General features: G+C 46.3%; 23 protein-coding genes. 14 read left to right on the forward strand and 9 right to left on the reverse strand.

The genetic code is table 11. From position 1 onward, the window contains the following. The 5 genes from ACQ4M5_RS26980 to ACQ4M5_RS27000 all read left to right on the forward strand — a co-directional run bounded on the left by ACQ4M5_RS26980 (position 1) and on the right by ACQ4M5_RS27000 (position 5259). Positions 1-711, forward strand: a complete 711-nt coding sequence (locus ACQ4M5_RS26980) for a hypothetical protein (protein WP_430678831.1) — start codon at positions 1-3, stop codon at positions 709-711. A 42-nt stretch (positions 712-753) separates the two neighbouring features. Further along, positions 754-1689: a glycosyltransferase family 2 protein gene (locus tag ACQ4M5_RS26985; RefSeq protein ID WP_430678832.1), complete on the forward strand. Its 936-nt coding sequence runs from the start codon at positions 754-756 to the stop codon at positions 1687-1689. Positions 1690-2445: 756 nt separating this feature from the next. Then, positions 2446-4044, forward strand: a complete 1599-nt coding sequence (locus tag ACQ4M5_RS26990) for an NAD(P)H-quinone oxidoreductase subunit 4 (protein WP_430678834.1) — start codon at positions 2446-2448, stop codon at positions 4042-4044. Positions 4045-4164: 120 nt separating this feature from the next. Beyond that, the gene (locus ACQ4M5_RS26995; protein WP_430678835.1) at positions 4165-4782 is read left to right on the forward strand and encodes a vWA domain-containing protein; all 618 of its coding nucleotides are present in this window, start codon (positions 4165-4167) and stop codon (positions 4780-4782) included. A 15-nt stretch (positions 4783-4797) separates the two neighbouring features. Further along, the gene (locus ACQ4M5_RS27000) at positions 4798-5259 is read left to right on the forward strand and encodes a salt stress protein, Slr1339 family (RefSeq protein WP_430678836.1); all 462 of its coding nucleotides are present in this window, start codon (positions 4798-4800) and stop codon (positions 5257-5259) included. Between the two features lie 161 nt (positions 5260-5420). On the opposite strand, the gene ACQ4M5_RS27005 is transcribed toward ACQ4M5_RS27000, so the two are convergent. The 7 genes from ACQ4M5_RS27005 to ACQ4M5_RS27035 form a co-directional block, all read right to left on the reverse strand. Further along, positions 5421-7520, reverse strand: coding sequence for a hypothetical protein (locus ACQ4M5_RS27005; RefSeq protein WP_430678837.1), 2100 nt, complete (start codon positions 7518-7520; stop codon positions 5421-5423). Positions 7521-7736: 216 nt separating this feature from the next. Next, a complete protein-coding gene (locus tag ACQ4M5_RS27010) occupies positions 7737-8348 on the reverse strand; it encodes a hypothetical protein (RefSeq protein WP_430678839.1) in 612 nt (203 codons plus the stop codon). Between the two features lies 1 nt (position 8349). Then, positions 8350-9189 carry a class I SAM-dependent methyltransferase gene (locus ACQ4M5_RS27015; RefSeq protein ID WP_430678840.1) on the reverse strand — a complete coding sequence of 280 codons (840 nt, stop codon included), beginning with the start codon at positions 9187-9189 and terminating at the stop codon, positions 8350-8352. 77 nt (positions 9190-9266) lie between these two features. Continuing rightward, positions 9267-9560, reverse strand: coding sequence for a hypothetical protein (locus ACQ4M5_RS27020; RefSeq protein ID WP_430678841.1), 294 nt, complete (start codon positions 9558-9560; stop codon positions 9267-9269). 3 nt (positions 9561-9563) lie between these two features. Next, positions 9564-9896, reverse strand: coding sequence for a hypothetical protein (locus ACQ4M5_RS27025; protein WP_430678842.1), 333 nt, complete (start codon positions 9894-9896; stop codon positions 9564-9566). A 49-nt stretch (positions 9897-9945) separates the two neighbouring features. Then, positions 9946-10806 carry a DUF4157 domain-containing protein gene (locus ACQ4M5_RS27030; RefSeq protein WP_430678844.1) on the reverse strand — a complete coding sequence of 287 codons (861 nt, stop codon included), beginning with the start codon at positions 10804-10806 and terminating at the stop codon, positions 9946-9948. Positions 10807-11031: 225 nt separating this feature from the next. Further along, positions 11032-12234 carry an eCIS core domain-containing protein gene (locus tag ACQ4M5_RS27035; protein ID WP_430678845.1) on the reverse strand — a complete coding sequence of 401 codons (1203 nt, stop codon included), beginning with the start codon at positions 12232-12234 and terminating at the stop codon, positions 11032-11034. A 198-nt stretch (positions 12235-12432) separates the two neighbouring features. Here ACQ4M5_RS27035 and ACQ4M5_RS27040 point away from each other — a divergent pair, with 198 nt between their 5' ends. After that, positions 12433-12846, forward strand: a complete 414-nt coding sequence (locus tag ACQ4M5_RS27040; protein WP_430678846.1) for a hypothetical protein — start codon at positions 12433-12435, stop codon at positions 12844-12846. 28 nt (positions 12847-12874) lie between these two features. Here ACQ4M5_RS27040 and ACQ4M5_RS27045 read toward each other — a convergent pair whose 3' ends face one another. Together ACQ4M5_RS27045 and ACQ4M5_RS27050 are read right to left on the reverse strand one after the other, a co-directional pair. Further along, complete coding sequence (locus ACQ4M5_RS27045) at positions 12875-14857, reverse strand: ATP-binding protein (protein WP_430678847.1); 1983 nt, start codon at positions 14855-14857, stop codon at positions 12875-12877. Then, entirely contained in the window at positions 14854-16104 is a 1251-nt protein-coding gene (locus tag ACQ4M5_RS27050; protein ID WP_430678848.1) for a DUF4255 domain-containing protein, read from the reverse strand. The genes ACQ4M5_RS27045 and ACQ4M5_RS27050 overlap by 4 nt, the downstream gene beginning before the upstream one ends. A 306-nt stretch (positions 16105-16410) precedes the next feature. Here ACQ4M5_RS27050 and ACQ4M5_RS27055 point away from each other — a divergent pair, with 306 nt between their 5' ends. From ACQ4M5_RS27055 to ACQ4M5_RS27090, 8 genes are all read left to right on the forward strand, one after another. Further along, complete coding sequence (locus tag ACQ4M5_RS27055; RefSeq protein WP_430678849.1) at positions 16411-18132, forward strand: phage tail sheath family protein; 1722 nt, start codon at positions 16411-16413, stop codon at positions 18130-18132. 159 nt (positions 18133-18291) lie between these two features. Continuing rightward, positions 18292-18861, forward strand: a complete 570-nt coding sequence (locus tag ACQ4M5_RS27060) for a phage tail protein (protein ID WP_430678850.1) — start codon at positions 18292-18294, stop codon at positions 18859-18861. Between the two features lie 28 nt (positions 18862-18889). Continuing rightward, positions 18890-19432, forward strand: coding sequence for a phage tail protein (locus ACQ4M5_RS27065; RefSeq protein ID WP_430678851.1), 543 nt, complete (start codon positions 18890-18892; stop codon positions 19430-19432). A 74-nt stretch (positions 19433-19506) separates the two neighbouring features. After that, the gene (locus ACQ4M5_RS27070; RefSeq protein ID WP_430678852.1) at positions 19507-20004 is read left to right on the forward strand and encodes a phage tail protein; all 498 of its coding nucleotides are present in this window, start codon (positions 19507-19509) and stop codon (positions 20002-20004) included. 2 nt (positions 20005-20006) lie between these two features. Beyond that, positions 20007-20321: a hypothetical protein gene (locus ACQ4M5_RS27075; protein WP_430678853.1), complete on the forward strand. Its 315-nt coding sequence runs from the start codon at positions 20007-20009 to the stop codon at positions 20319-20321. 61 nt (positions 20322-20382) lie between these two features. Next, complete coding sequence (locus tag ACQ4M5_RS27080) at positions 20383-20757, forward strand: phage tail assembly protein (RefSeq protein WP_430678854.1); 375 nt, start codon at positions 20383-20385, stop codon at positions 20755-20757. Continuing rightward, entirely contained in the window at positions 20754-20903 is a 150-nt protein-coding gene (locus ACQ4M5_RS27085) for a DUF6760 family protein (RefSeq protein WP_430678856.1), read from the forward strand. Before ACQ4M5_RS27080 ends, ACQ4M5_RS27085 begins: the two co-directional genes overlap by 4 nt. Positions 20904-20975: 72 nt before the next feature. Continuing rightward, positions 20976-21239, forward strand: coding sequence for a hypothetical protein (locus ACQ4M5_RS27090; protein ID WP_430678857.1), 264 nt, complete (start codon positions 20976-20978; stop codon positions 21237-21239). The last annotated feature ends 7 nt before the right edge of the window (positions 21240-21246 follow it).

Consider the following 21246-nt stretch of genomic DNA (forward strand, 5'->3'; position numbering starts at 1 on the left):
ATGAAAAAAGATTTGCGTCGGATTGAAGAAACTTTGCTTCAACTCAATAAAAAAGTCCCGACCCTATCCACTGCGCCCACTCCAGAGCCAGAGATCGTTCAGCGCCCGGTTTCATTTGATCTCCACACGAAACCCCCGAAAGCGATCGAGCCAGAAATCGTCACGCCTCCCACCATCGACAGCGAACCTAAACCGCTGAATTTACCCAAGCTCAAAACTCCTAATTTCACTAGCCATCGAAACGCTGCAAATCCAGCCCTCGCTTCTACTCTGTTGCTTGAGATGAAAACGATCGCAGACAATTGGCAAGCTGAACTGAATCAAACGCTGCGTCAAATCCAAGATCTTTATCTCGAAGGTCCGATCGTAGATGGTTGGCTAGAATCCGATTCCGGTCATCCGTTGGGCGATCTTTCCACTTTGCGTCATGGAGAAGTCGATCGCTTAATGTCCTACATCGAAGAGATTTGCGCGACTCCAATTCCCGGAACAAAAGGCGCACCCAAAGCTGGATATCGTCTCTGTGGAATTAATGCCGATGGTCAACGTTGGTCTTATCCTTGTCCAGCCGAACAAATCCCAAGTTTGAGTCTCGCGATCGCTCGATATCACAAACTCCGCCAACTGCTCGATCGCAAACAGCATCTAGAAAATCGTCTTGCTGGATTGGCAGAAACCTTAGTCGGCTTACACAGCAAGATGAAAGATTAGAGCGTTCGGGTACTCTGAGCTTGATTTGATTTAAGTTCTGTTATGGTCAAGCCCAAACCGCTCATCTCCGCGATTATCTGTACTCATAATCGCGATCGCTATCTCGGTTTAGCGATCGATAGTCTCCTCGCCCAAGACTTTTCCGATTTTGAAATCATCGTCGTAGATAACGCTTCTACTGATCAAACGCGATCGATCGTTGAATCCCGCCTCAAAGACGAACGGCTCCGCTACATTTATGAGTCAGAACTCGGTTTATCCGTGGCGCGTAACACAGGTGCAAAAATCGCTTACGGGGAAATTTTGGCGTATTTAGATGATGATGCGATCGCGTCTCCGCAATGGCTCAAAACAATCTACGCTGCTTATCAAGGGAATTCGAGATTAGCGATCGCGGGCGGTAAAGTGACTTTAATTTGGACAGATGGAATGACTGCCCCCGAATGGCTCTCTGATGGACTGGCAGGAAATTTAGGCGCTTATGATTTGGGCGATACCGTTGTCAAAATCGATCGTCCTGGATTGACTCCACGTGGCTTAAATTATTCGATTCGTAAATCCTTCCTCAAGCAAATTGGTGGATTCGATCCGAACTTGGGGCGCGTTGGCAAAAATCTTCTGTCAAATGAAGAACTGCACATGACCAATTTGGCGCTTCAAACCGGATGGGAAGTCGCGTATCTGCCGAATGCTTGTGTCGCGCATCATGTCGCTCCGGAGCGCGTCAAACGGCAATGGTTTCTCGATCGGGGTTGGTGGCAAGGAATCAGTGAATGCTACCGAGAACAAATCGCTGGAGAAGCAGGATTCGGACAATTTCGACGGGGTGGAGAGCGCTTAATCCGAGGAATTTATAAATCGCTCAAACTTGCCACTGATCCGGCTCAACGCTTTGAAAATCTGGTTTATAGCTATGGTCAAATCGGCTACTTGATCAAAGCCTTGCAAGGATTGGTCTTTTCGGTAAAGCGATCGTAATTATAGTTTTTCTACGAGTCGATTCTCTAGGGATTGTCTCCTGAATCATCCACGTTATGAAGCTTTCAGGTAGAAAGCGATCTCACACTCTATCTATTTTTATTCTTCAAAGTCCCCCAATTTTGGGGGATTTAGGGGGCTGAAGCCGCCCCAAACGCAGCGATCCATCTTTGTAACGACATTAATCTCTTCAAATGTCAGGAAATGTCGATCGTACAAGCCATCACTTCCCTTTCAAAAATCCTAAAACCTTCATCCATCAAGGGATAGAGCCAATCGTTAAGTTTTTGTCACAATATATAACGGCTTACTATAATGTAAAGCATTGTAAAGTCCTGGCGATTGTGGACACTTCAATCTACAACTGCGGCAATTCATGATGAAACTGTGATGTTTCATCTCTAGCAAATCCTGTGAATAGGCGATCTCTATGTCTCACCTTTTGATAGTTCAATGCAAAAAATACTACATTCCTTTGATTAAGTTCACTTTACTTAACAAAACTAGAGTAAGATTATTTCAGTAGGTACAAATCCTCATTGGATTTCCCTCCGCTCGAAACACTTGATCCGCCAAGCAACTTTGTGGGAATTGTGACCGCCGCCTCGCCTTAGAGACACTAATCGCCGCCACGACTCCCGCCGCCCACCCTTCGACCGCTCTTATTCATCTGATGATTGGGCTTCTTAGCGGATTGAGTCACTGGTTCTACATCGATCGATACCCCTTGCTCTCTACAACTTGGTCACTGATGTCATGGTGAGTACTTCTTTTCCTTGGTTAACCACTCTAATCCTGCTGCCCCTCGCAGCCTCGCTCCTAGTTCCGCTCATCCCCGATAAACAAGGGAAGACGGTTCGCTGGTACGGATTAGGAGTTGGTTTGGCGGATCTCGTCCTCTCGATTTACACCTTCTGGAAACATTACGATTTTCAGAACCCGAATTTTCAATTAACCGAGAGCTATTCCTGGATTCCCCAACTCGGAATCAACTGGTCGCTCGCAGTCGATGGAATCTCGATGCCGCTGGTCGTTCTCGCCGCTCTGGTGACAACGCTTTCGATGCTGGCAGGCTGGAAGGTTACGAACAAGCCCCGCCTGTTCTTCTTTCTAATGCTTGTAATGTATGCGGCTCAAATTGGGGTCTTCTGCGCCCAAGACATGATCCAATTCTTCCTGCTATGGGAAGTCGAACTCGTTCCGGTCTATATCTTGATTGCAATTTGGGGTGGACCAAAGCGCCTCTACGCTGCGACAAAGTTCATTCTTTACACTGCACTGGCATCAATCTTTATTCTGATTGCAGCATTAGCGATGGCATTCTACGGTGACAACTTCACCTTCGATATGCACGAACTGGGGCTGAAAAACTACTCACTATCGTTTGAATTGGCGGTTTATGCGGGTCTCTTGATCGCTTACGGTGTCAAACTCCCGATCTTCCCACTGCACACTTGGTTGCCTGATGCTCACGGTGAAGCATCCGCTCCCGTTTCGATGATTCTGGCTGGTGTGTTGCTGAAAATGGGTGGTTACGCGCTGATCCGCATGAATATGGAAATGCTTCCTCACGCTCATGTGTACTTTGCTCCGATTCTCGCAATCCTTGGAATCGTCAATATTATCTACGGTGCGCTCGCTTCTTTTGCTCAACGCAACCTGAAGCGCCGAATGGCTTACTCCTCGATTTCGCACATGGGCTTCGTTCTGCTCGGTATCGCATCTTTCACCGAAATTGGAATGAGCGGTGCGGTTCTGCAAATGGTGTCTCACGGTTTGATTGCAGCAGCGCTCTTTTTCTTAGCGGGTGTCACCTACGATCGTACTCATACACTGAACATGGATGACATGGGCGGATTGGCGAAGAAAATGCCTTCGACCTTTGCACTGTTCACGATTTGTTCGATGGCTTCGCTGGCACTGCCTGGGATGAGCGGATTCGTCGGTGAGTTGGCGATCTTCCTCGGTTTCACCACCAGCGATGCCTACACCTCGGTGTTCAAAATCGTCATCGTCTTACTCTCTGCGGTTGGTTTAATCGTCACTCCGATTTACTTGCTCTCGATGCTGCGCGAAATGTTCTACGGCAAAGAAGGTAAAGCGGTTGAGAAGGCAGTGTTCCTCGATGCGAATCCTAGAGAGTTGTTTATCACGGCTGCCTTGGTTGTTCCCATCGTTGCGATCGGTCTTTATCCGAAACTGATCACTCAAACCTACGATGTGAAAACTGTCCAAGTCGCGCAAAATGCTCGAAATGCAGTTCCGGTTGTTGCTCAACAAATGGGATCGCTCCCTGGTTTAGCGGCTCCTCAAATTCCTGCTCTCAAACCTGAACTGTTGGGAATGCTTAAGTAGGCATGAATTCCTAAATCTTTGTATCGCAAATCCTGGGAGGTGACTTCCGGGATTTTTTATTGGCGTGCTGTAGTGATAAGTTGGGAAAACTGAAGGCGAATCCTATAGGAGAAGTTGCCCATGTCAGGTTTTGAATCGCTGAAGAATCGGGACTATACTCTTATTCTCGATAAGAGTGGAAGTATGTCTATGGCTGATCAGCCCGGAGGTCGAAGCCGTTGGGAAGCTTTGCAAGAATCGACGCTTGCTCTCGCTCGTAAGTGTGAACAGTTTGATCCAGAAGGCATTACGGTTTATTTATTTTCGAGTCGGTTCAAGCGTTACGATGATGTGACTTCCAGCAAAGTCGAACAGATTTTTATGGAGAACGATCCGATCGGATCAACTAATCTCGCATCCGTGCTTTGGGATGCTACTCAAAATTATTTCCAACGGAAAGCGGCTGGAAAAACCAAATCAGGCGAAACGATTTTAGTTGTAACCGATGGTGCACCCGACGATCGACGAGCCGTGATCGATGCGGTCATTCGCTCCACGAACCAAATGGAACGCGACGAAGAACTCGCAATCACCTTCCTACAAATTGGAAATGATCCAGGCGCAAAACAATTTCTTGCGGCTCTTGATGATCAGCTTTCGGGCGTGGGCGCAAAGTTTGATATTTGCGACACGATTACAATGGATGACATGGCAGATTTGAGTCTTGCCGAAGTTCTGATGAATGCGATCGCTGATTAATTCACCAAACGGACGATGGACGAAATCGATAAATTGCTCAACAGTTTGAACAATAACGCTTCTGAACTTCGCCCTTCTTCAGAAGCGAAACCTGCGGCGGCTCGATCGTCGATCGAGGATTTACTCAAACAGATTGATGGCGAGCCGCAGGTTACTCCCAGTCCGTCTAGCGATCGTTTGTTTGATGGCGAGCCGCAGGTTACTCCCAGTCCGTCTAGCGATCGTTTATTCGATGACTTGAAGCAAGAGCGCGAAGAATCTCTCAAACAAGCTGCTCAACAAAAACAAGAACGCCTCGAACAACTCAAACAGCAGCGCCGTCAAGCTCTGACTGTTAAAGCGCAGGAGTGGTTGAAGAATCTCGATCCGAATTCGAGTGAGGGGCGATGGTTTGAGGAATTTGCTTGCAATTATGAAAATCGAATTGTGGCAGCGATCGATTATCTTGAAGCGTTGCAAGAAGTCGATCGAGAGTAGAGCAGATTTAGGACTTGTGAATTTTGGCGGGTTCGTTTACCCGCTGTTTCGCTCGGAAATAAATCTCCGGGCTAATTGAGGGAACCCCACTGAAGTGGGCTGAATCGCAGCGTCATCCCGTGATCAACACAAAACTTTCGACGTACTTCAAATTCAACATTTCAAGGAGTCGCAACTGAATCTTTCTGTGTTTTAGAAAGACTTTGTAGTGGAATTAAGCCAGTTTTGTCTAATAAAATCTGTCCCTCGATCGTTCTTAGAATGCTGGCAAATTTTCGTCCTACTGGCGGTCTTGCATTGTTCCTCGCAGAGACAACTGCCAGAGAATACATTAATGGATAGCGCTGAGTTTGAAAGGCAAGGAAATTGCGATCGTAGCTTCCCTTCGCAGTACACAAATCAATCTGTGGTGTAATTGGTTTTCCACTATCTAGTAACAATGGAGCAACAGGCGATCGATTGCCTTCGATTAGTGCCAATGGATAAACTAAACACTGTCCATAAACTTGGCTAAGGGAACCAAACGCGATCGAGCCGACTTGTTCTTGCTCAAAATCTCGTAGCACTTGCCGCAAACTATCAAAAGTTGGAAGTTCTGCGATCGAACTTTCTCTCAGCTTCCGAAACTTCTCAATACTTTGTTGATCCTGCAAAACGCGCTGTTCAAAAATTCGTACTAACTCTGGTTCAGCAGGAATATAAAGTCGTACAGGAAGATCAGCACCGCCGATTTGTTTCCAATTCTGAATTTCACCTGTGTAAAGCTGTTTAAGTTGATTGAAGCTAATCTGACCATTGAGGAATCGAGGTAAGCTATTACCTCGGTTTGAATAGCTAAATGCAACGAATACTGCTAAACCATCATAGGCAATCTTTTGTGTATCAAATTCTGCACCAGTTGGGTCGATCAAGCTTGTGACTAAGAATTCTGCTTGTTGCGATCGCACTTTCTCGATCGCGCTTTCGATCGTTGATTCAGGTTGATAGTTAAGCTGTAATTTTGGTTGTCGCTCTTGTAAGATTGTTTCTAAGTTTTTACCTTGCTGAATTAGATTCTTTTGTCGAGAAACATACGACCATAAGCTACTTTGTTCTCCAGTGTAGTTGAATTTACCGCTTGGAATGTCGCTGACTGATGCGATTTTGGGCACTAAGCGTTCTGAGCTAGTTCTGGGTTTGGGGCGCAATGTTAAACTCAACCACCAACCTAAAGCACCGATTCCAAGCACTGCTAAACAGAGTAAGCCCCATTTTTTCCAGTTAATTTTGCGTTTGGGATCATCTTGCTCTAGTGCGATCGGAGCAAGCTTTGATTCTGAAATTGGTTCGAGTGGAAGCTGTTTGAAGGCTTGGCGGACTGTTTCAAGATTTTCAAAAGGCTGACCCGCACCCATTAGTCGTAGTAAAAATGCTTCAAAAGCGGGAGAACAAGGCAAGTCTGAATCAGAAGATTTACCGCTTAGAAGTTGGATTCCGATCTGACCTAATGACTTTAGATCATCTGCGATCGTCAATTTAGGCAATGCTAACTGAGTTGGAATAAACAATCTTTCCCACAGAGCAAGATCCGTCAAATAAATCACTAGCTCATCGTGCCACTCTGTTTGAGCTTGATGGAGTAGCGTTTCTAAGCTCAAATTTCCGTGAACTAACTGAGCTTCAATTTGTCCATTCGGCAATCGAAACTTCTGACGATGCAATAGTTCCAACGATTGTAAAATTTGAGCAATCACGTGCCGCACTTGAATTGCAGGCATTGTGCCTAACTGTGAAAGCTGAGATTGCAAAGTTGGATAAGCATTGTACTCACCGATCGTGATCAAATAACAACGCGCTTCCGTTTGATCTGCGATCGCATCATACGGCGTAATCAGTCGAAAATCCTGCGATCGACCATCTGCCAAAGAAATCCCAGTTAATCCTGCAAATGCTTGCTGTCGTTGGCGAATTTCAGTCGTGTTAAAACATCGAGTCGGTAGCAGGTATTCACGAATGATTACCGATCGATCTTCGAGTTCCTGATACCCTCGATAAAGCCTTCCTAAGCCTCGTACTGTCAGAAATTCCTCAATTACATAAGTGCCGCGTTGTCCTCTCAGCTTCGACTGCTCAGGCAAGACACTCGGAAACAAGCATTTTGAACAAAGATTGCTCTCTTGCGATCGCTGTGAGTATTCGCAGTGCAATGGATTTTTTGCAGCACAGCGGTACTGATTGTAGTGAAATCGATTGTTCTGAGTGGGAGGTAAAGAAAGGGTCATAGTCTAAGAGGGTGTTTGAGAAGTATAAAAAGCGGCTTTGCTGCGTTGCCAGTCCGCCCGGAAATGAATCTCCGGGCTAATGGAAGAAACCCCGCTGAAGCGGACTGAGAGCGCAATTCGGAGTTCTTAGCCCAGTTCAGTGGGCTTCCCACAATTAGCCCGGAGATTCATTTCCGGGCGGGTGAATGCGATGAACGATTGCTTTTCAAACACCCTCTAAAGTCTTCGCCATGCAAAAATTAGCGATCGTACCCAATAAATCGGACGCAGGATTGAAACCACGATCGGATTTGACTTGATCCAAACAAGCACAAATCCTTCTAATCTCAGCAAAATTCGTCCAAGCTTCGTTTTTGGAACTTTTCGTTGAGTTAGCGATCGTAGTTCTTTTCTAGCTTTCGCTGTATGCTCTTCGAGGTTGAAACCCTGTTGAGCAGCTTCTTCTAAAAACTGTGCTTCTGCTTCTAAGTCGATCGAAGTTGGCATGACAAAGCAGAACTCTCCAGGCTGTTCTTCAATCACTCGAATCGTATAGCCTTGAAGCTTCGTAGTTCCAAATCGACGTTTCCAAACAGCTTTTGGATTGTTTGATAGTTCTTTTCTTAGTGTTTCATCCTGAGTTGGCGCAATTAAATACAAAGTATTCAAGCTGTTTTGTAAGACTTTTAGCTTTAAGGATGAAAGTAATGTCTGCCCAAACTCTCGATCCCAGATTGCCTGCGGTGTTTCGATCAATGCAGTTCTAAAAGATTCATCGTGTGCGGCTTTTCCAAGTAACTGTGCTTCAATTTGCTCACGAGTTAATGGTTCAGTTTCTAGTTCACTCATTTTACGATCGACCTAATAGCGCGACACCATCGTTCAACAATTGCGGCACTTTCCGAAGTAACCAACCAAAAGGAACATCTCGATTCAAACGTCTTGCTTCCTCCAAGAACAATCGAAACGTCTGTGGCTCCCAACCATACGATCGAAAGAAATTCGCGCCCGTCTCAGGTGCAAACTTCAAAGCTGCATTTGCGGCGGTAAATTGCTCTCCCCAGGTCTGCATCGTCATGTTTAACAACAACGGAGAAGCCAGATCGGTAATCCATCCAGTAAAGCGATCGCACTGATACAAATCGGTTGCAAGCTCACCGACTTCTGTTTCACTCAAATAAGCTAACAATCCCTCGGTGATGATTAAAACCTTGCTCGACTCTCGATTAATGCGATCGAACAATCCCTTTCGTGCTTTTTGCTCTGTTAAATCTAGAGAAATCGATTCCAAAGCACAGCACGATTCAACCTCTGCTAATTGCTTGGTTTTATACTCAATCACCTGTGGTAAATCCACTTCGATCCACCGTAGAGATTTAGGTAAAGACATTCGATACGGGCGAGTATCCAATCCTGCGGCTAAGTTCAAAACCGTATCAATCTCAGCTAATTCAATCACTTCTAACAATAACTCATCAATCACAGTCGTCCGAACGGCAAGCATGTGACCTGCACCCTTAGACGATCCGCCCATCCCTTCCAAAAAAGCCTCTCCACATTGCCCACCCAACATTCGAGCATACGGATCGCGAAAATTTGCATCGGTTCGCTCTGTCTCGATCGCACGACTAATTGCCATACCAAACGCCAGATCCGAAATACGCTGTATCTGCAATGTGGGCTGAGTCATATCAAGCGCAATTAAAAAGGCTAACGGTCACTAGCTTAGAAAAACTAATGACCGTCGAGTAGTAGCCGAAAGTCGAATTACATTCCCAGTTCTTCTTCCTCGCCTTCTTCACGCTGAATCGGATCTGCCTTCATTTGCATCTCCTCTTCCTCGCCTTCTTCGCGTTGAATCACCTTTGCTTGAACCGGATTTGCTAACACTTGAACCCGGCTCAAACTATGACCAAACCGCTCTGCTCGATCGAGTTGAGCTTCGAGTGGACGACTTTCTTCCGTCACTTTCATCTGAGCCGCAAACGGACGCGACTCAAACCCGTCACGCAAGGGCGGTTGAGCAGGTTTTTTAGTGGCGTACTGTTCTGTGTTCATCATGGGCTAGATCAATCCAATCAACATTGGCAAGATTGCTGGCAAAAGTTGCATAATCATCGGCATCAACATTTCCATGATTCCACCCCCAGCCGCAGCTTCACGCTGAATCGGATCAGCTTTGGCTTGTACCGCAGTGGTCGGAGCAGCGTGAGTTTGTAAGTTGCCGAAACTATGTCCGAATTGTTCAGCACGATCGAGTTGGGTGTGAAGCTCTGTTTGTTCTGATAGCGACTCATCTTCCTTCGCTTGCAGAGCAGGAAAGGCTCTGGGTTGAAAGCTTTGTTGCACTGGAGCGACACTGGGGGCTTTTTTCTGAGTCTGCAATTGTGCGGTCATAAGGGTATTTCTCCTAATGGATGAATCAGTGGGCAAACTTGGATGAGAACTATTCGCCTGTGTCCTCTGCTTTCGCGTTTGCATTACCGCCCTGTGACGGGAACAGTAACTTGATCACAGGCGGTAGAAGGTTGTTCAGCAACAATCCCATAAAGAACATTTGAACGGGAGCTTGACTGTTCTGAATTGGTTTTTTTCGCTGGGTGAGTGTTCCCATTCCTGAAGCTCCAGGCATAGTTATAGGCTCACCACGAGCGGCTCTTGCTCCCATATCATCGGCTTCTTGCTCTAGGCTGGGGTCAGCATTGATTGGGAGTCCGCCTGTATTGTCTGGTAGGGGAACTCGTCCGGCTCTTTGCTGTACGACGTGTGTTAGCTCGTGTCCTAACAAAGCTTGCCCAGAAGAACTATCGGGATTGTACTGTCCGGGTGCAAAATGGATGCGATTTCCTTGGGTGTAAGCGAGTGCGCCCACAGAACTTGCTTGGGGTCCTTCATGGATCTGAACATCCGAGAAGCTAGTTCCAAACGATTTTTCCATTTTCGTTTGAATGTGTTTCGGCAGCGATCGACCACTATCTTTTGGGGATAAGTCAGGCATTCGCTGTAATAACTTGACGGACTCCGGATCAGCATGTCGCTGGATCGCTTTCATTTGCATCTCTGCATCGCGCTCCTGTTCTTCATCGACGACGTTGCGCTGAACATAGGTCTGACGCTGAACAGGCTGGATTTGCACTTGGCTAAGATGATGACCGAAACGATCGGCTCGATCGAGTTGAGTTTGAAGGCTTCCAGATCTCGAAGAACTTGGAACAGGCGTGGAGAATTGGCGGGACTCTATACTCTGAGCATAATCGGTAACAGAGTGGAGAGCCGCTTTCTTTTGGGTTTGTGATTCAATTCCCATAGTGATTTGGGGGTTACTCACTAGAGTTGGCAAATGCCGAACAGTTTACTTAGTCAACCCATCAATGCTTACAGTCGTCTCAGTAATTTTATGAGACTTTATTGGTTTCATTGTCGTTGGGTTTAGCTCAAATGGAAATCCAACAAAAGTCGAGTTTGCTAGCAGAAGTATCAGGAAACTCAGTGTTTCTTCTTAAACTACTTCTCAGCCAGATTAGTGGTCATTTTAAGCGTTAGAGGTGTTACCTGCTGTATTGTCATTCACTGCCTCAAATTGTCCAAGGATGAATAGCTCTTTAGCAGCGGCACGCCCTACCTCAGTTCCAGCAAATCTGCTCAAAGTGTCTGCCATGACAGATAGTAATATTCCTGGAACCTCTTTAAATACGTCTTTGTAGTTCTGGTCATCCATTTGCTCAACCCTATTTTGAATAGTTCGTACTAGAGTAGTATTCTCAAGGTTGACTTCTCTCGCAGCACTTGGACCAATATAAGTACTGAAAATCAAAGGCGCTTCTTGTTCTGCTTGGTCAAAAGGCAGCGACTGATATTTTCTAATCGCCTCAAAACATTCGATGTTTTCCGTGGCATATTCTTTTTTAGCGTAACTCCAGAACAGATATCGAGTGTAAGGATCGGCAAGAAGTGCTATGACCGTGTTTGTATTCGCTTTGAGAGAATAAGGAGGCAGTGTCTGCTTTGAAGGAGGCAGTGTCTGCTTTGGTGGAGTTGCTTGTTTTGGTTTTTTCTTCCAAGGTAATGATAGTTTCATGCACTGCACCAATGCACCTGCATGATCTGGTAGGGATTTTCGCTGCACTCCTGCACCTGTTTGCTGCACTACATGAGTCAATTCATGAACCAGCAGTTCTTTGCCCGATCGATCACTCGGTTTGTACTCACCCTGTCGGAAGTACACATCTTGCCCAGTGGTAAACGCACGAGCTTGAATCGATCGATTCATTGAATCTGCTTGGGCATCTGTATGCACTCGAACACTGCTGAAGTCTGTTCCAAAGGATCGCTCCATTGATTCACGAGTGTCATCGGGTAAAGCTTCTCCACTTCCACGCGATTGCTCGATCGATTGTTCTAAATTGTCATTCGATTCGCTTTTCTCTCCTGAGGATTTGGTCTGTACCAAAGGTTGAATTTCTGAATGAGTGGTTGCTTCAGGATTGTCTAGACCATTCACAACTTTGGCAGCCATTTGATCGGCTTCTTGTTCGTAAGGATCATTCGATTTCCCGATCGATAACTTCGCTTGCACTGGATAGACTGAGATTTCTCCTAAGTGATGTCCTCGATCTGGATTTGCGGCACTTTGTTTCGGTTGTGCAGTAAACGATCGAGTTTGAAATACACTATCTTGGACGGCGGGAGCAGAGTCTTCTAATCGGCGTTTTTTGCGAGTCCGGAATTTAGCCATATTTGGGAAGTCCTCGAACAAATGATAGTTGATACGGAATGAAGCACAGATTCAGAATGCCCATGAAAATAGATTCAGAGCTTTCGAGCAATTCCGTTAATATACGGAAATTTAATGAATCAAATAGCGGGTCTTCTGTCAGAATGGCGATCGAAAACTTTGCGTTTCAAAAGTTTGATTACAGGAAGGATGATGAGTATGAATCGAATTAAAGAGCAAGCTGCAAAACTTTGGCAATTGTTGATCGACCCGGAGACTTTTGGTGCATATCGATCGGTAGTGATGACCACTTGGAGTATTTTGCGAGAAACAGGATTGTTGCTTTGGTTAGTGGTTTGCTTAGTGTTGGTCGTTGGGGAATGGGGATCGAAAACTGCGATCGCGATCGGTCAAGGAATGCGAGATTGGATCGATCGGATTAGTTCAAGCGAACAGTTAGCACCGGAGACCGGAAAGGCATTGCTAGAAGCCGGAAAATCAACGGTTAGCTTTACTTTGAATCAGGCAAAGAGTCAGTTAGGAATTTCATCAGAGCCAGTTCAACCGAGAGTAACTGTGAGTGAACCTGCACTCATTCAGCCGAAAGTCGCGATGACCATGACAGAAGAGTAAACGGTGAGGGGTGCGATCGCGGTTGTCTTTAGCTGATCCACCCCCGAATTTCAGCATCGGTTAAAGGTCTTTCTAACTTCATATATTCGTTTTTCGCTGCTAGTAGAACGTGCTTCATCATGATTGGTTCATTCGCATCCGCAGCAATAAAAGCCGCATTTAAGGCGATGTTCCGAATGTTGCCACCCGCGACGTTTAACTGTCCTAGTTTTTTGTGATCTAGCTCTTGAGTGGGCGATGATTTTGGGAAGACTCGCCGCCAGATTTCTGCTCGTTGTTCGGCATCTGGAAAAGAAAATTGCACAACAAAGCGCAACCGACGAAGAAAGGCTTGATCTAGGGCACTTTTTAGGTTTGTGGTGAGAACGGATAGTCCTCGAAAAGCTTCCATTCGCTGAAGTAAATAGCTAACTTCGACATTAGCGTGTCGATCGTGCGAATCTTTCACTTCGGTTCGTTTACCAAACAAAGCATCTGCTTCATCGAACAGGAGAATCACGCCACCCATTTCTGCGGCATCAAAGATTCGTCCTAAGTTCTTTTCGGTTTCACCAATGTATTTACTAATCACCATGCTGAGATCAATTCGGTAGAGATCCAGCCGAAGTTCTCGCGCCATCACTTCAGCGGCAGTTGTTTTACCTGTTCCGCTCGTTCCTGCAAATAGTCCACTGATTCCTAGTCCACGAGCGCTCTTTCCAGCAAAACCCCACTGTCCATAAACGGTGGCGCGTTGTTGAACTTGAGACGTAATTTCTTTCAGCGTATTCATCTGGGATTCAGGCAGGATTAGCTCTTCCCAACCTGCGTAAGTTTCGATCCGCTGTGCTAGATCATCTAACTTTGGACGAGCTTGAGCGCGACAAGCATTCCAAAGATGGGATTTGATCTCTGTTGTTTTCTGGTCTGCTTGTACTTGATTGCTAATGGCTTGGATGACTGGAGTGCTGAGGCTGAACTGTGTCACTAACTCATCAATGTATCGATCGAGCTTTTCTGCCGTTTCACCCAGCGCAAATTCCCAAGTCGATCGCTGTTCTGCTGGAGTCGGTCGCAAGATGTCAAATGCTAACATCGGACGCGATCGCGCTTTTCGTCGATCTGTGGAGAGTATAATCAGCGGGGTTTGCAGGGACTCGCTTAAATGTGCGATCGCAGCTTCTCGAACAGAATCCGCACTATCAAGTTCATCACAATCAATCATCAATGCACTACGACTGAGAATCGTTTCTCGTTCCCAAAGTAACTTGAACTGACTTAGATCATTTGAAGTTAATGGAATGGAATAGGCTGGAATGCTGTAGAGATTGAGACCGAGAAAATGGCACGCGGTTGCGGCAATCGATCGCTTACTTGCACTCTCGTATCCACAAAGCTGCAAAATTGGCAGAGACTCATAAGCTTGCTGAGTAGACCAAGCTGCTACTAATTGTTCGGATAGTTCCCAGTGAGAAGCGACTAAGTTATCTTCGGTTTCAATCGGTTCAACAATTTGCATTAGTCGCTCATCTAAGTGAGAAATTCCGACTAAGTAATGTAGAACTCGCTCATCAATGCGGAGTGGGCTGGTCGTGAGATGGTTGCCTGCACCGATTTCGACCAGTCGCCATCGTCTGAGAGGTGCAGCAGGCGTTAGGGCACTCCAATGGGCATTTGGAAGGGCAGCAAGCGCCAGACTAAAGGTTGGATAAGTGCGTTGTTGATCATCTTGAGCGGCAGCACACAGCGGGGAAAAACTGGCATCGAGTTCAACTCCTGCACAGAGTAGTAGAACATTGCGCTCGAATTCACTTAAGCCGAAAATTGAACATAACCGCTCTAGAGCAGGTAAGCCTGATTGTGTGTTTAAGCTTTGTAATAGCGATTGTTCTAGCGAATTGAACTCTGAGAACGATCGCTTTTTATCAATGTGATTGGCTAAATATTCTCGAACATGGGCAAGTGAAGCCATCAAATAGGCTTGATTGGTGGCTTGCCAAGTATTGATTGAACTGTTGTCTGTAATGGTCATACGATCGAGATTTTGGGAGCGTTGTACCAATTAAACGTTGGACTATTGCGATCGGTGTCGTAACTCAGGAGGCTTTCTGCTCCGTCGATTTGTGCCCGGACAAGATATTCTCCCGGCATCATACCTTCAAGCGCGATCGTAATTTCATGCGACTCTTGCGATCGTGCTTTTGCTTTGAATACGTAACTTGTCGATCGCTGACTTGAGAATTCATTCAGAACTAGAACTACTAATTGACTCGCACCAACAATGACATCAAATTGCACTGTGATTTCAGTATCACATTGTCCAGACGATCGATGATCAATGTTACCGAGTGTCAGTGATTCAATGGTTGGGCGTAGAACAAATGCAGCTAGATTTGATTCAGCAGTGCGATCGATACTTGAACTATTTGGATGTACGACTTGTAAGCTTTGTGCTCCAGCCCGTAATTGGTTGAGTGGAATTGAATCGAGATTCAGCACAACGTTTGTATCCGTTACGTTCTGAGGAATGACATCAATCCCAGCAATTCTCACTCGTGCTTCGGGATGGTAGAGTCGTTGTCCAGAAATCACGATCGTACTCGTTGAGAGAATTGGTTTTCGGCTTCCACCTTGAGCAATAATTTGTTCAACAATAATCGTTTGAAATGGAAGCACAACTGCACGTCGATCGCGCACAGGTAAAGCTCTTTCTCCTGGCTCTGTTCCTTCGATAAAGATAACTGTTGCTTTATAAGTGCAAGATAATGAATAAGGAGTTTGAAAGAAAACAGACCAGATTTTTGATAAATTCTCAACTGAAATCTCTGTTGGTACAAGTCGAATCGGTTCTAGCTGATTGGGTAGATCAGATTCAGCCAGATAGCTCAAGGTTGGATCAGCTAAGGTGTCGCGGATCATTTCTGGAGTCAGCGTAAAGCCATCTTGCATCAATCGTGCCGTACTGCCATAGAGACGTTGTGGCTCTAGTTCATTTTCATTTCCATAAAAACTAAGTAGGAATTGGAGATCATACGCCATCTGCGATCGCTTGACCATTTCCCCTTGAGGACGACGCGACATCGGCTCTGGAGAGCGATATGCCTGATTCGGAGTCACCAGATACATATAGATATTCACGCCCGTTTCAGTTGTTCCACCATCGAGCGCATTTGGTTTCAGGGTGGTGACTCTGACCCCGTACACATCCTCCTGAAGGCTCTCCTGAAGAATCCGCTGAAACGATGCCGTAACTGCTGCGATCGCAAGATGATTACCCATTGAATTGATAAAACTCATTCAAGCAATCATTACTGTACTCGCAATTTGGCAGAACAAATCTCGACTAATGGCTAATAACCAATCCAAAGAAGGATGACTAACCTGAAGGTCAATGATGAGTGCCCTCCGAATAGAATTCGCCAGGGCGCAAGAATCAGCAATAGTCTATTCTTTTTCAAAACTTGGCTAGGAAAATCTCAGGCATTGGAAAAACCGGAACTTCAGGCTGAGTTAGTTGTGCCTATTCGTTTGCAGTTCTTACCCACCCTTGATCCCTAGCTTGCTGTCCCTACTTAAGTAACTGCTATGCCAAGACTCGATTATTTTGCTCCTGGTGTGTATATCGAAGAAGTCCAGCGTGGAAGCCGACCGATCGAAGGGGTGGCAACTGCGATCGCGGGCTTTGTGGGCTTTACTGAAGATGTTCGCAATGGTGCAGAACTGTTCAAACCCATGCTTGTCACGAGTTGGGATGAGTATTTACAGTACTTTGCTCGCCCGATGTCTGATGGTTATACCGATTTTGATGCTTATCTGCCGTTTACGGTGAATGGTTGGTTTCAAAATGGTGGCGGGCGCTGCTGGGTGATGAGCATTGGAACACAGCTTCCTGGTACACAGCCGACTCAGCCTGCAAAGATTGGAACCCAAATCAGCAATCGGAGCAATCGTCCTAGTCTGAATTTCTCGCTGAAAACGCGGGAAGAAAGTCAACTGTCTGGAAAGAGTGCTGCTCTGGCTCCTCAGTCGAACAGTAGTGCGCTCACGGTTGCAAATGGAACTGTTACAGTTCAGATCACTAGCAGCACTCCGAAGCCTTCTGAAGATGACAATGATAGTACTTTTGACACAGGAGAATTCTTTACGGTCTCTGTGCGCCAAAGTGGTCAAGAACTAGAGCGCTTCGAGCATTTAACCATGAATCCCGAAGCAGAAACGAGTGTTGCGGACTATGTGGTGACTGCACTGCAATCTTCTCAATATCTCGATGTTGCACATATTGATCCAACGGTCGGTCGTCCTTTGAGCCGCAGACCGTCGAATGGTTTCTACGAAGTCAGCCCGCCTCCGATGCCCTCGAATCCGCAGCGGTTCTCGAAAGATGTGCATGGAAATCGCGACGATCGTACTGGGGTACGTGGATTGTTCGAGATTGATGAAATCACGATCATGGCTTGCCCTGACTTGATGCGCGTCTACGAAGCAAACTTGATGAATATTGATCAAGTTCACGGCATCATGGAATTGATGGTAAGTCTGTGTGAAGGTGCTGCTGATGGAGATGTTCCAAATCCACCAAACCGCATGGTGATTCTCGATCCGCCACCCGATCGCATTAAGCCTCAAGAAGTGAGCCGCTGGCTGACAGAAGATTTTAATCGTCGATCGCCGTTTGCTGCATTGTACTATCCGTGGATTACGGTGCCCAATCCTCGGAATGGAGGAAAGCCGATCGCAGTTCCACCATCAGGACACATGGCAGGCATTTGGAGCCGTACAGATGAAACTCGCGGAGTGTACAAAGCTCCTGCAAACGAGACTCCACGCGGTGTGATTGGTCTTGCTTACGACTGTAATTTCCGCGAACAAGAATTGCTCAATCCTCTGGGAATTAACTGTCTGCGTCCGTTCCCGAATCGTGGAATTCGTGTCTGGGGTGCAAGAACCTTGGCAGAACCGAGCGATACACAATGGCGTTATATCAATGTTCGTCGTTTGGTCAGCTACATCGAGAAATCGATCGAGCTTGGCACACAATGGACCGTGTTTGAACCCAACGATCGCGATCTGTGGGAACGGGTGAAGCGGACGGTGAACAATTTCCTGACTCGCTTGTGGCGTGAAGGTGCATTGTACGGGGCATCGCCTTCGGAAGCATTCTTTGTCAAGTGCGATGAAGAACTGAACACGCCGGATACGATGATGCTCGGTCGTCTCTATGTTGAGATTGGAGTTTGCCCAGTGCGTCCGGCTGAATTTGTGATCTTCCGCGTCAGCCAGTGGTCGTCGCAGGATGATGAAGGCTAAGGGGAGGTAGGGAGTGGGGAGTGGGGAGTAGGGGGTAGAGGGTAGAGAATAGATGAACAAATTGCTTGGTCTTTCTCTTCCTACTCCACTCCCCACTCCCCACTCCCTACTCCCCACTCCCCACTTCTGTACTTTTCTATCTTCTCGGAGAATCGACCAATGCCAATGCCAGGATTTACGACGAATACCAGTCGTTACTACATCGAATTTGATGGGATGACGGGCTTAGAGATCAAGAGTATGACTGAACTCTCTTACGAAGCCAAAGTAACCGGAAACCAAAAAGCGATCGCTGCAACTTACAACGGTGCAGGCGGAATTGTGACTCAACGCCAAACCACATCGGGCGGCTATGAAAGCAATCCAACAATGAAGATCGAAGTGTTCCTCAGTGGACATCCGAAGAGTGCAAGCTATCGGCTTTATCAATGGTTCCAAGCTTGTATGCCGACCAGCGACGGCGGAGATGGCGAATGGGCAAGCAATCGGAAAGCAGCTTCAGTAGTGGTTTACGATGCGGATGGTAAAACTGAAGTACTGCGATGGAACCTCGATCGCGCTTGGATCAAAAAATACTCGATCGGTGGTGCGGATGTGACTGCGGGTGATCTAGCTGTCGAAACTTATGAATTTGTAGCAGAACACATTGATAAAGTGACTCAAGTTCAAGCGTCGAATGATGGACGGATTGCAAGCTCACAGCCTGTCACGAGCCAAAGCGCTTTCTAATTAATCTTCTATTGCAAGGAAAACAAGCATGGTCGCATCCTTTGATCTGAACTTTCAGAGTCGCCGTAATGTGATTGAGTATCTTACGCTCAGTCGGTTTTACTTTGAAATTGATGGTAAAACTCAGTTATTGATTGCAAAAGCGAGCGGGATCGCAATCTCGATCGAGACAACGGATCAATCTAAGCCGATCGGTTCCACGAAAGGCGCGGGTGGTGGTGCAAGAACACAAACGCAAGCGACTCCTACAGGTGTTTCAACTTCTAATTTGACGTTGGAATTTGTTTCGACTGCGGATAACAATACGCTGCTAGATTGGTATCTCAGATGTCATCCGAAGCCGCGTGATGGCGGTCCGAGACGGCAGATGGAACAGCGTTTGGCTTGCTCTTTAGTGTTCTATAACCAAGATGGAACAGAAGGTGCTCGTTGGAACGTAGTTGATGCGGTTCCTGCGAAGTACAAAACCACTAAGGTGAGTGCAGATAGCAATGAATTGTTCCGAGAAACGATCGATATTGCTCATGCTGGACTCGTTCGCGTCAATGTGGCGCGTGGTGGTGGACGTTAAATCACTGTTACTCTGTTGAATTTGCTGGTGCTTGGCGAGGTTAGTTCGCCAAGCTTCTTTTACATTGAAAGCTTATGAGATCCAAGAATCAGTCGAATCTGTTCCCCGAAGTTCTGACGACTTCACGATTTTATGTTGAATTAGTGTTAGATGGGAGTGCCTCGGTTGATGCCTACTTTATGGAGTGCAAAGGGCTGAAGTACACACAGGAGGTGATCGAAGCTTGTGAAGTGACTCCACAGCGATGGGGTCGATCGACGGCTCCAGGTCGGATTGTTCGGACAAAGATTCCGGGCGGGCACAAAGTTGGAAATTTGACTTTGAAACGAGGAATGACGAACTCTCTATCGTTCTGGACGTGGATTGAATCAGTGCAGAATGGGAATTGGCGAGATCAATGCAAGGATGGATCTTTAGTGATCTATCGGCAAGATGGAACACAGGGCGCAAGGTTTCAGTTTCTCCGAGCGTTTCCGGTCAGCTATAATTTCGCAGGCAGTAACGTAACTGCGAATGAGTTAGCGATCGAAGAATTAGAATTAGCGATCGAAGAATTTAAGCGAGTGAGTTAATCATGATGCAAACAGAATTCGAGTTTGTGCTTCCGAAAGGCTATCTAGACAGCGATGGGAATGTTCATCGTAAAGGGATCATGCGCTTGTCTACGGCAATGGATGAGATTGTTCCGATGCGCGATCCGAGAGTGAAAGCGAATCCTGCCTATGCAACTGTGATCATTCTGTCGCGAGTGATTACTGTTTTGGGAGCTTTGGAAGAAATTACGCCAGCGATCGTTGAAGGTTTTTTTGCTTGTGATTTGAACTATCTGCAAAACTTCTATCGGCAAATTAATGAATTAGAAGAAGTGCCTGAACTGCAAGCAGTTTAGATTCAATGTTGAGATCAGAACAAGAGCGACTATCATAGTTCCAATTTCTGATTTTCTCCAGATGATGAGCCTACCAATTACTGAGTTTAAGTTTACGCTGCCTAAAGGCTTTGTAGATGAGCAAGGACAAGTTCATCGAGAAGGCGTGATGCGGCTTGCAACTGCCAGAGACGAACTGAGCGTTGCACGAGACCTCAGAACTCAAGACGATCCTGCCTATGCTGTTTTAGTGCTGCTGTCCCAAGTCATTACTCGTTTAGGTATGCTCACCCTTGTTACACCTGAACAGTTAGAAAATCTATTTAGTCTAGATTTAGCTTACTTGCGCGAGTTTTATAACCGCATCAATCAGCAAGGCGATGCTCACATTCCGGTTGATTGTCCGCATTGTCAAGAGCAGTTTCAAGTGGAGTTAGCACTATCGGGGGAGTTTTGAGCTACCCTTCGGAACAGTTGCACGAAGAGGTAGCATTGATCGCGCTGCATTTCCATTGGTCACTAGAACAGATTTTGAGCTTGGAACATCACGATCGACAACGTTGGGTAACGGAAATTAGCAACTTACGACAGAAGCTTGGTTGATTCGACTTTTGGCTACTATACGAGCATGATTCGTTAGTCTAGACTAACGGGCAAATCTCTATTCTTGGTTCTATGTCTGCGGTTCCCCCAATTCCACCTCAGAAAGTTGAGCTTCGTCGATCGATTACTTCGATCGCTTATCCGGTTGCACCTGCGGGCTTTTGTGCGCCTGCGAAAACATTAAGTCATCGCTCTCAGAAAGAACATAATCTAATGGCAGCAATGGTTGGAACGGTGCTAAAAGATCCATTGTTAATGAGGCAATTAAGCGATCGGGTTTATGAATTAATGCAAGAAGAACTGATGCGCGATCGCGATCGATACAGTCGTTATTAACTAAACC

It is taken from the genome of Leptolyngbya sp. AN10, assembly GCF_050565645.1.
Taxonomy (GTDB): domain Bacteria; phylum Cyanobacteriota; class Cyanobacteriia; order Leptolyngbyales; family Leptolyngbyaceae; genus Leptolyngbya.

Excerpts from the sequence above, each read along its gene's own strand:
- ACQ4M5_RS26980 (WP_430678831.1), top strand. The coding sequence starts at position 1 with ATGAAAAAAGATTTGCGTCGGATTGAAGAAACTTTGCTTCAACTCAAT.
- ACQ4M5_RS26985 (WP_430678832.1), top strand. The coding sequence starts at position 754 with ATGGTCAAGCCCAAACCGCTCATCTCCGCGATTATCTGTACTCATAAT.
- ACQ4M5_RS26990 (WP_430678834.1), top strand. The coding sequence starts at position 2,446 with ATGGTGAGTACTTCTTTTCCTTGGTTAACCACTCTAATCCTGCTGCCC.
- ACQ4M5_RS26995 (WP_430678835.1), top strand. The coding sequence starts at position 4,165 with ATGTCAGGTTTTGAATCGCTGAAGAATCGGGACTATACTCTTATTCTC.
- ACQ4M5_RS27000 (WP_430678836.1), top strand. The coding sequence starts at position 4,798 with ATGGACGAAATCGATAAATTGCTCAACAGTTTGAACAATAACGCTTCT.
- ACQ4M5_RS27005 (WP_430678837.1), bottom strand. The coding sequence starts at position 7,520 with ATGACCCTTTCTTTACCTCCCACTCAGAACAATCGATTTCACTACAAT.
- ACQ4M5_RS27010 (WP_430678839.1), bottom strand. The coding sequence starts at position 8,348 with ATGAGTGAACTAGAAACTGAACCATTAACTCGTGAGCAAATTGAAGCA.
- ACQ4M5_RS27015 (WP_430678840.1), bottom strand. The coding sequence starts at position 9,189 with ATGACTCAGCCCACATTGCAGATACAGCGTATTTCGGATCTGGCGTTT.
- ACQ4M5_RS27020 (WP_430678841.1), bottom strand. The coding sequence starts at position 9,560 with ATGATGAACACAGAACAGTACGCCACTAAAAAACCTGCTCAACCGCCC.
- ACQ4M5_RS27025 (WP_430678842.1), bottom strand. The coding sequence starts at position 9,896 with ATGACCGCACAATTGCAGACTCAGAAAAAAGCCCCCAGTGTCGCTCCA.
- ACQ4M5_RS27030 (WP_430678844.1), bottom strand. The coding sequence starts at position 10,806 with ATGGGAATTGAATCACAAACCCAAAAGAAAGCGGCTCTCCACTCTGTT.
- ACQ4M5_RS27035 (WP_430678845.1), bottom strand. The coding sequence starts at position 12,234 with ATGGCTAAATTCCGGACTCGCAAAAAACGCCGATTAGAAGACTCTGCT.
- ACQ4M5_RS27040 (WP_430678846.1), top strand. The coding sequence starts at position 12,433 with ATGAATCGAATTAAAGAGCAAGCTGCAAAACTTTGGCAATTGTTGATC.
- ACQ4M5_RS27045 (WP_430678847.1), bottom strand. The coding sequence starts at position 14,857 with ATGACCATTACAGACAACAGTTCAATCAATACTTGGCAAGCCACCAAT.
- ACQ4M5_RS27050 (WP_430678848.1), bottom strand. The coding sequence starts at position 16,104 with ATGGGTAATCATCTTGCGATCGCAGCAGTTACGGCATCGTTTCAGCGG.
- ACQ4M5_RS27055 (WP_430678849.1), top strand. The coding sequence starts at position 16,411 with ATGCCAAGACTCGATTATTTTGCTCCTGGTGTGTATATCGAAGAAGTC.
- ACQ4M5_RS27060 (WP_430678850.1), top strand. The coding sequence starts at position 18,292 with ATGCCAATGCCAGGATTTACGACGAATACCAGTCGTTACTACATCGAA.
- ACQ4M5_RS27065 (WP_430678851.1), top strand. The coding sequence starts at position 18,890 with ATGGTCGCATCCTTTGATCTGAACTTTCAGAGTCGCCGTAATGTGATT.
- ACQ4M5_RS27070 (WP_430678852.1), top strand. The coding sequence starts at position 19,507 with ATGAGATCCAAGAATCAGTCGAATCTGTTCCCCGAAGTTCTGACGACT.
- ACQ4M5_RS27075 (WP_430678853.1), top strand. The coding sequence starts at position 20,007 with ATGATGCAAACAGAATTCGAGTTTGTGCTTCCGAAAGGCTATCTAGAC.
- ACQ4M5_RS27080 (WP_430678854.1), top strand. The coding sequence starts at position 20,383 with ATGATGAGCCTACCAATTACTGAGTTTAAGTTTACGCTGCCTAAAGGC.
- ACQ4M5_RS27090 (WP_430678857.1), top strand. The coding sequence starts at position 20,976 with ATGTCTGCGGTTCCCCCAATTCCACCTCAGAAAGTTGAGCTTCGTCGA.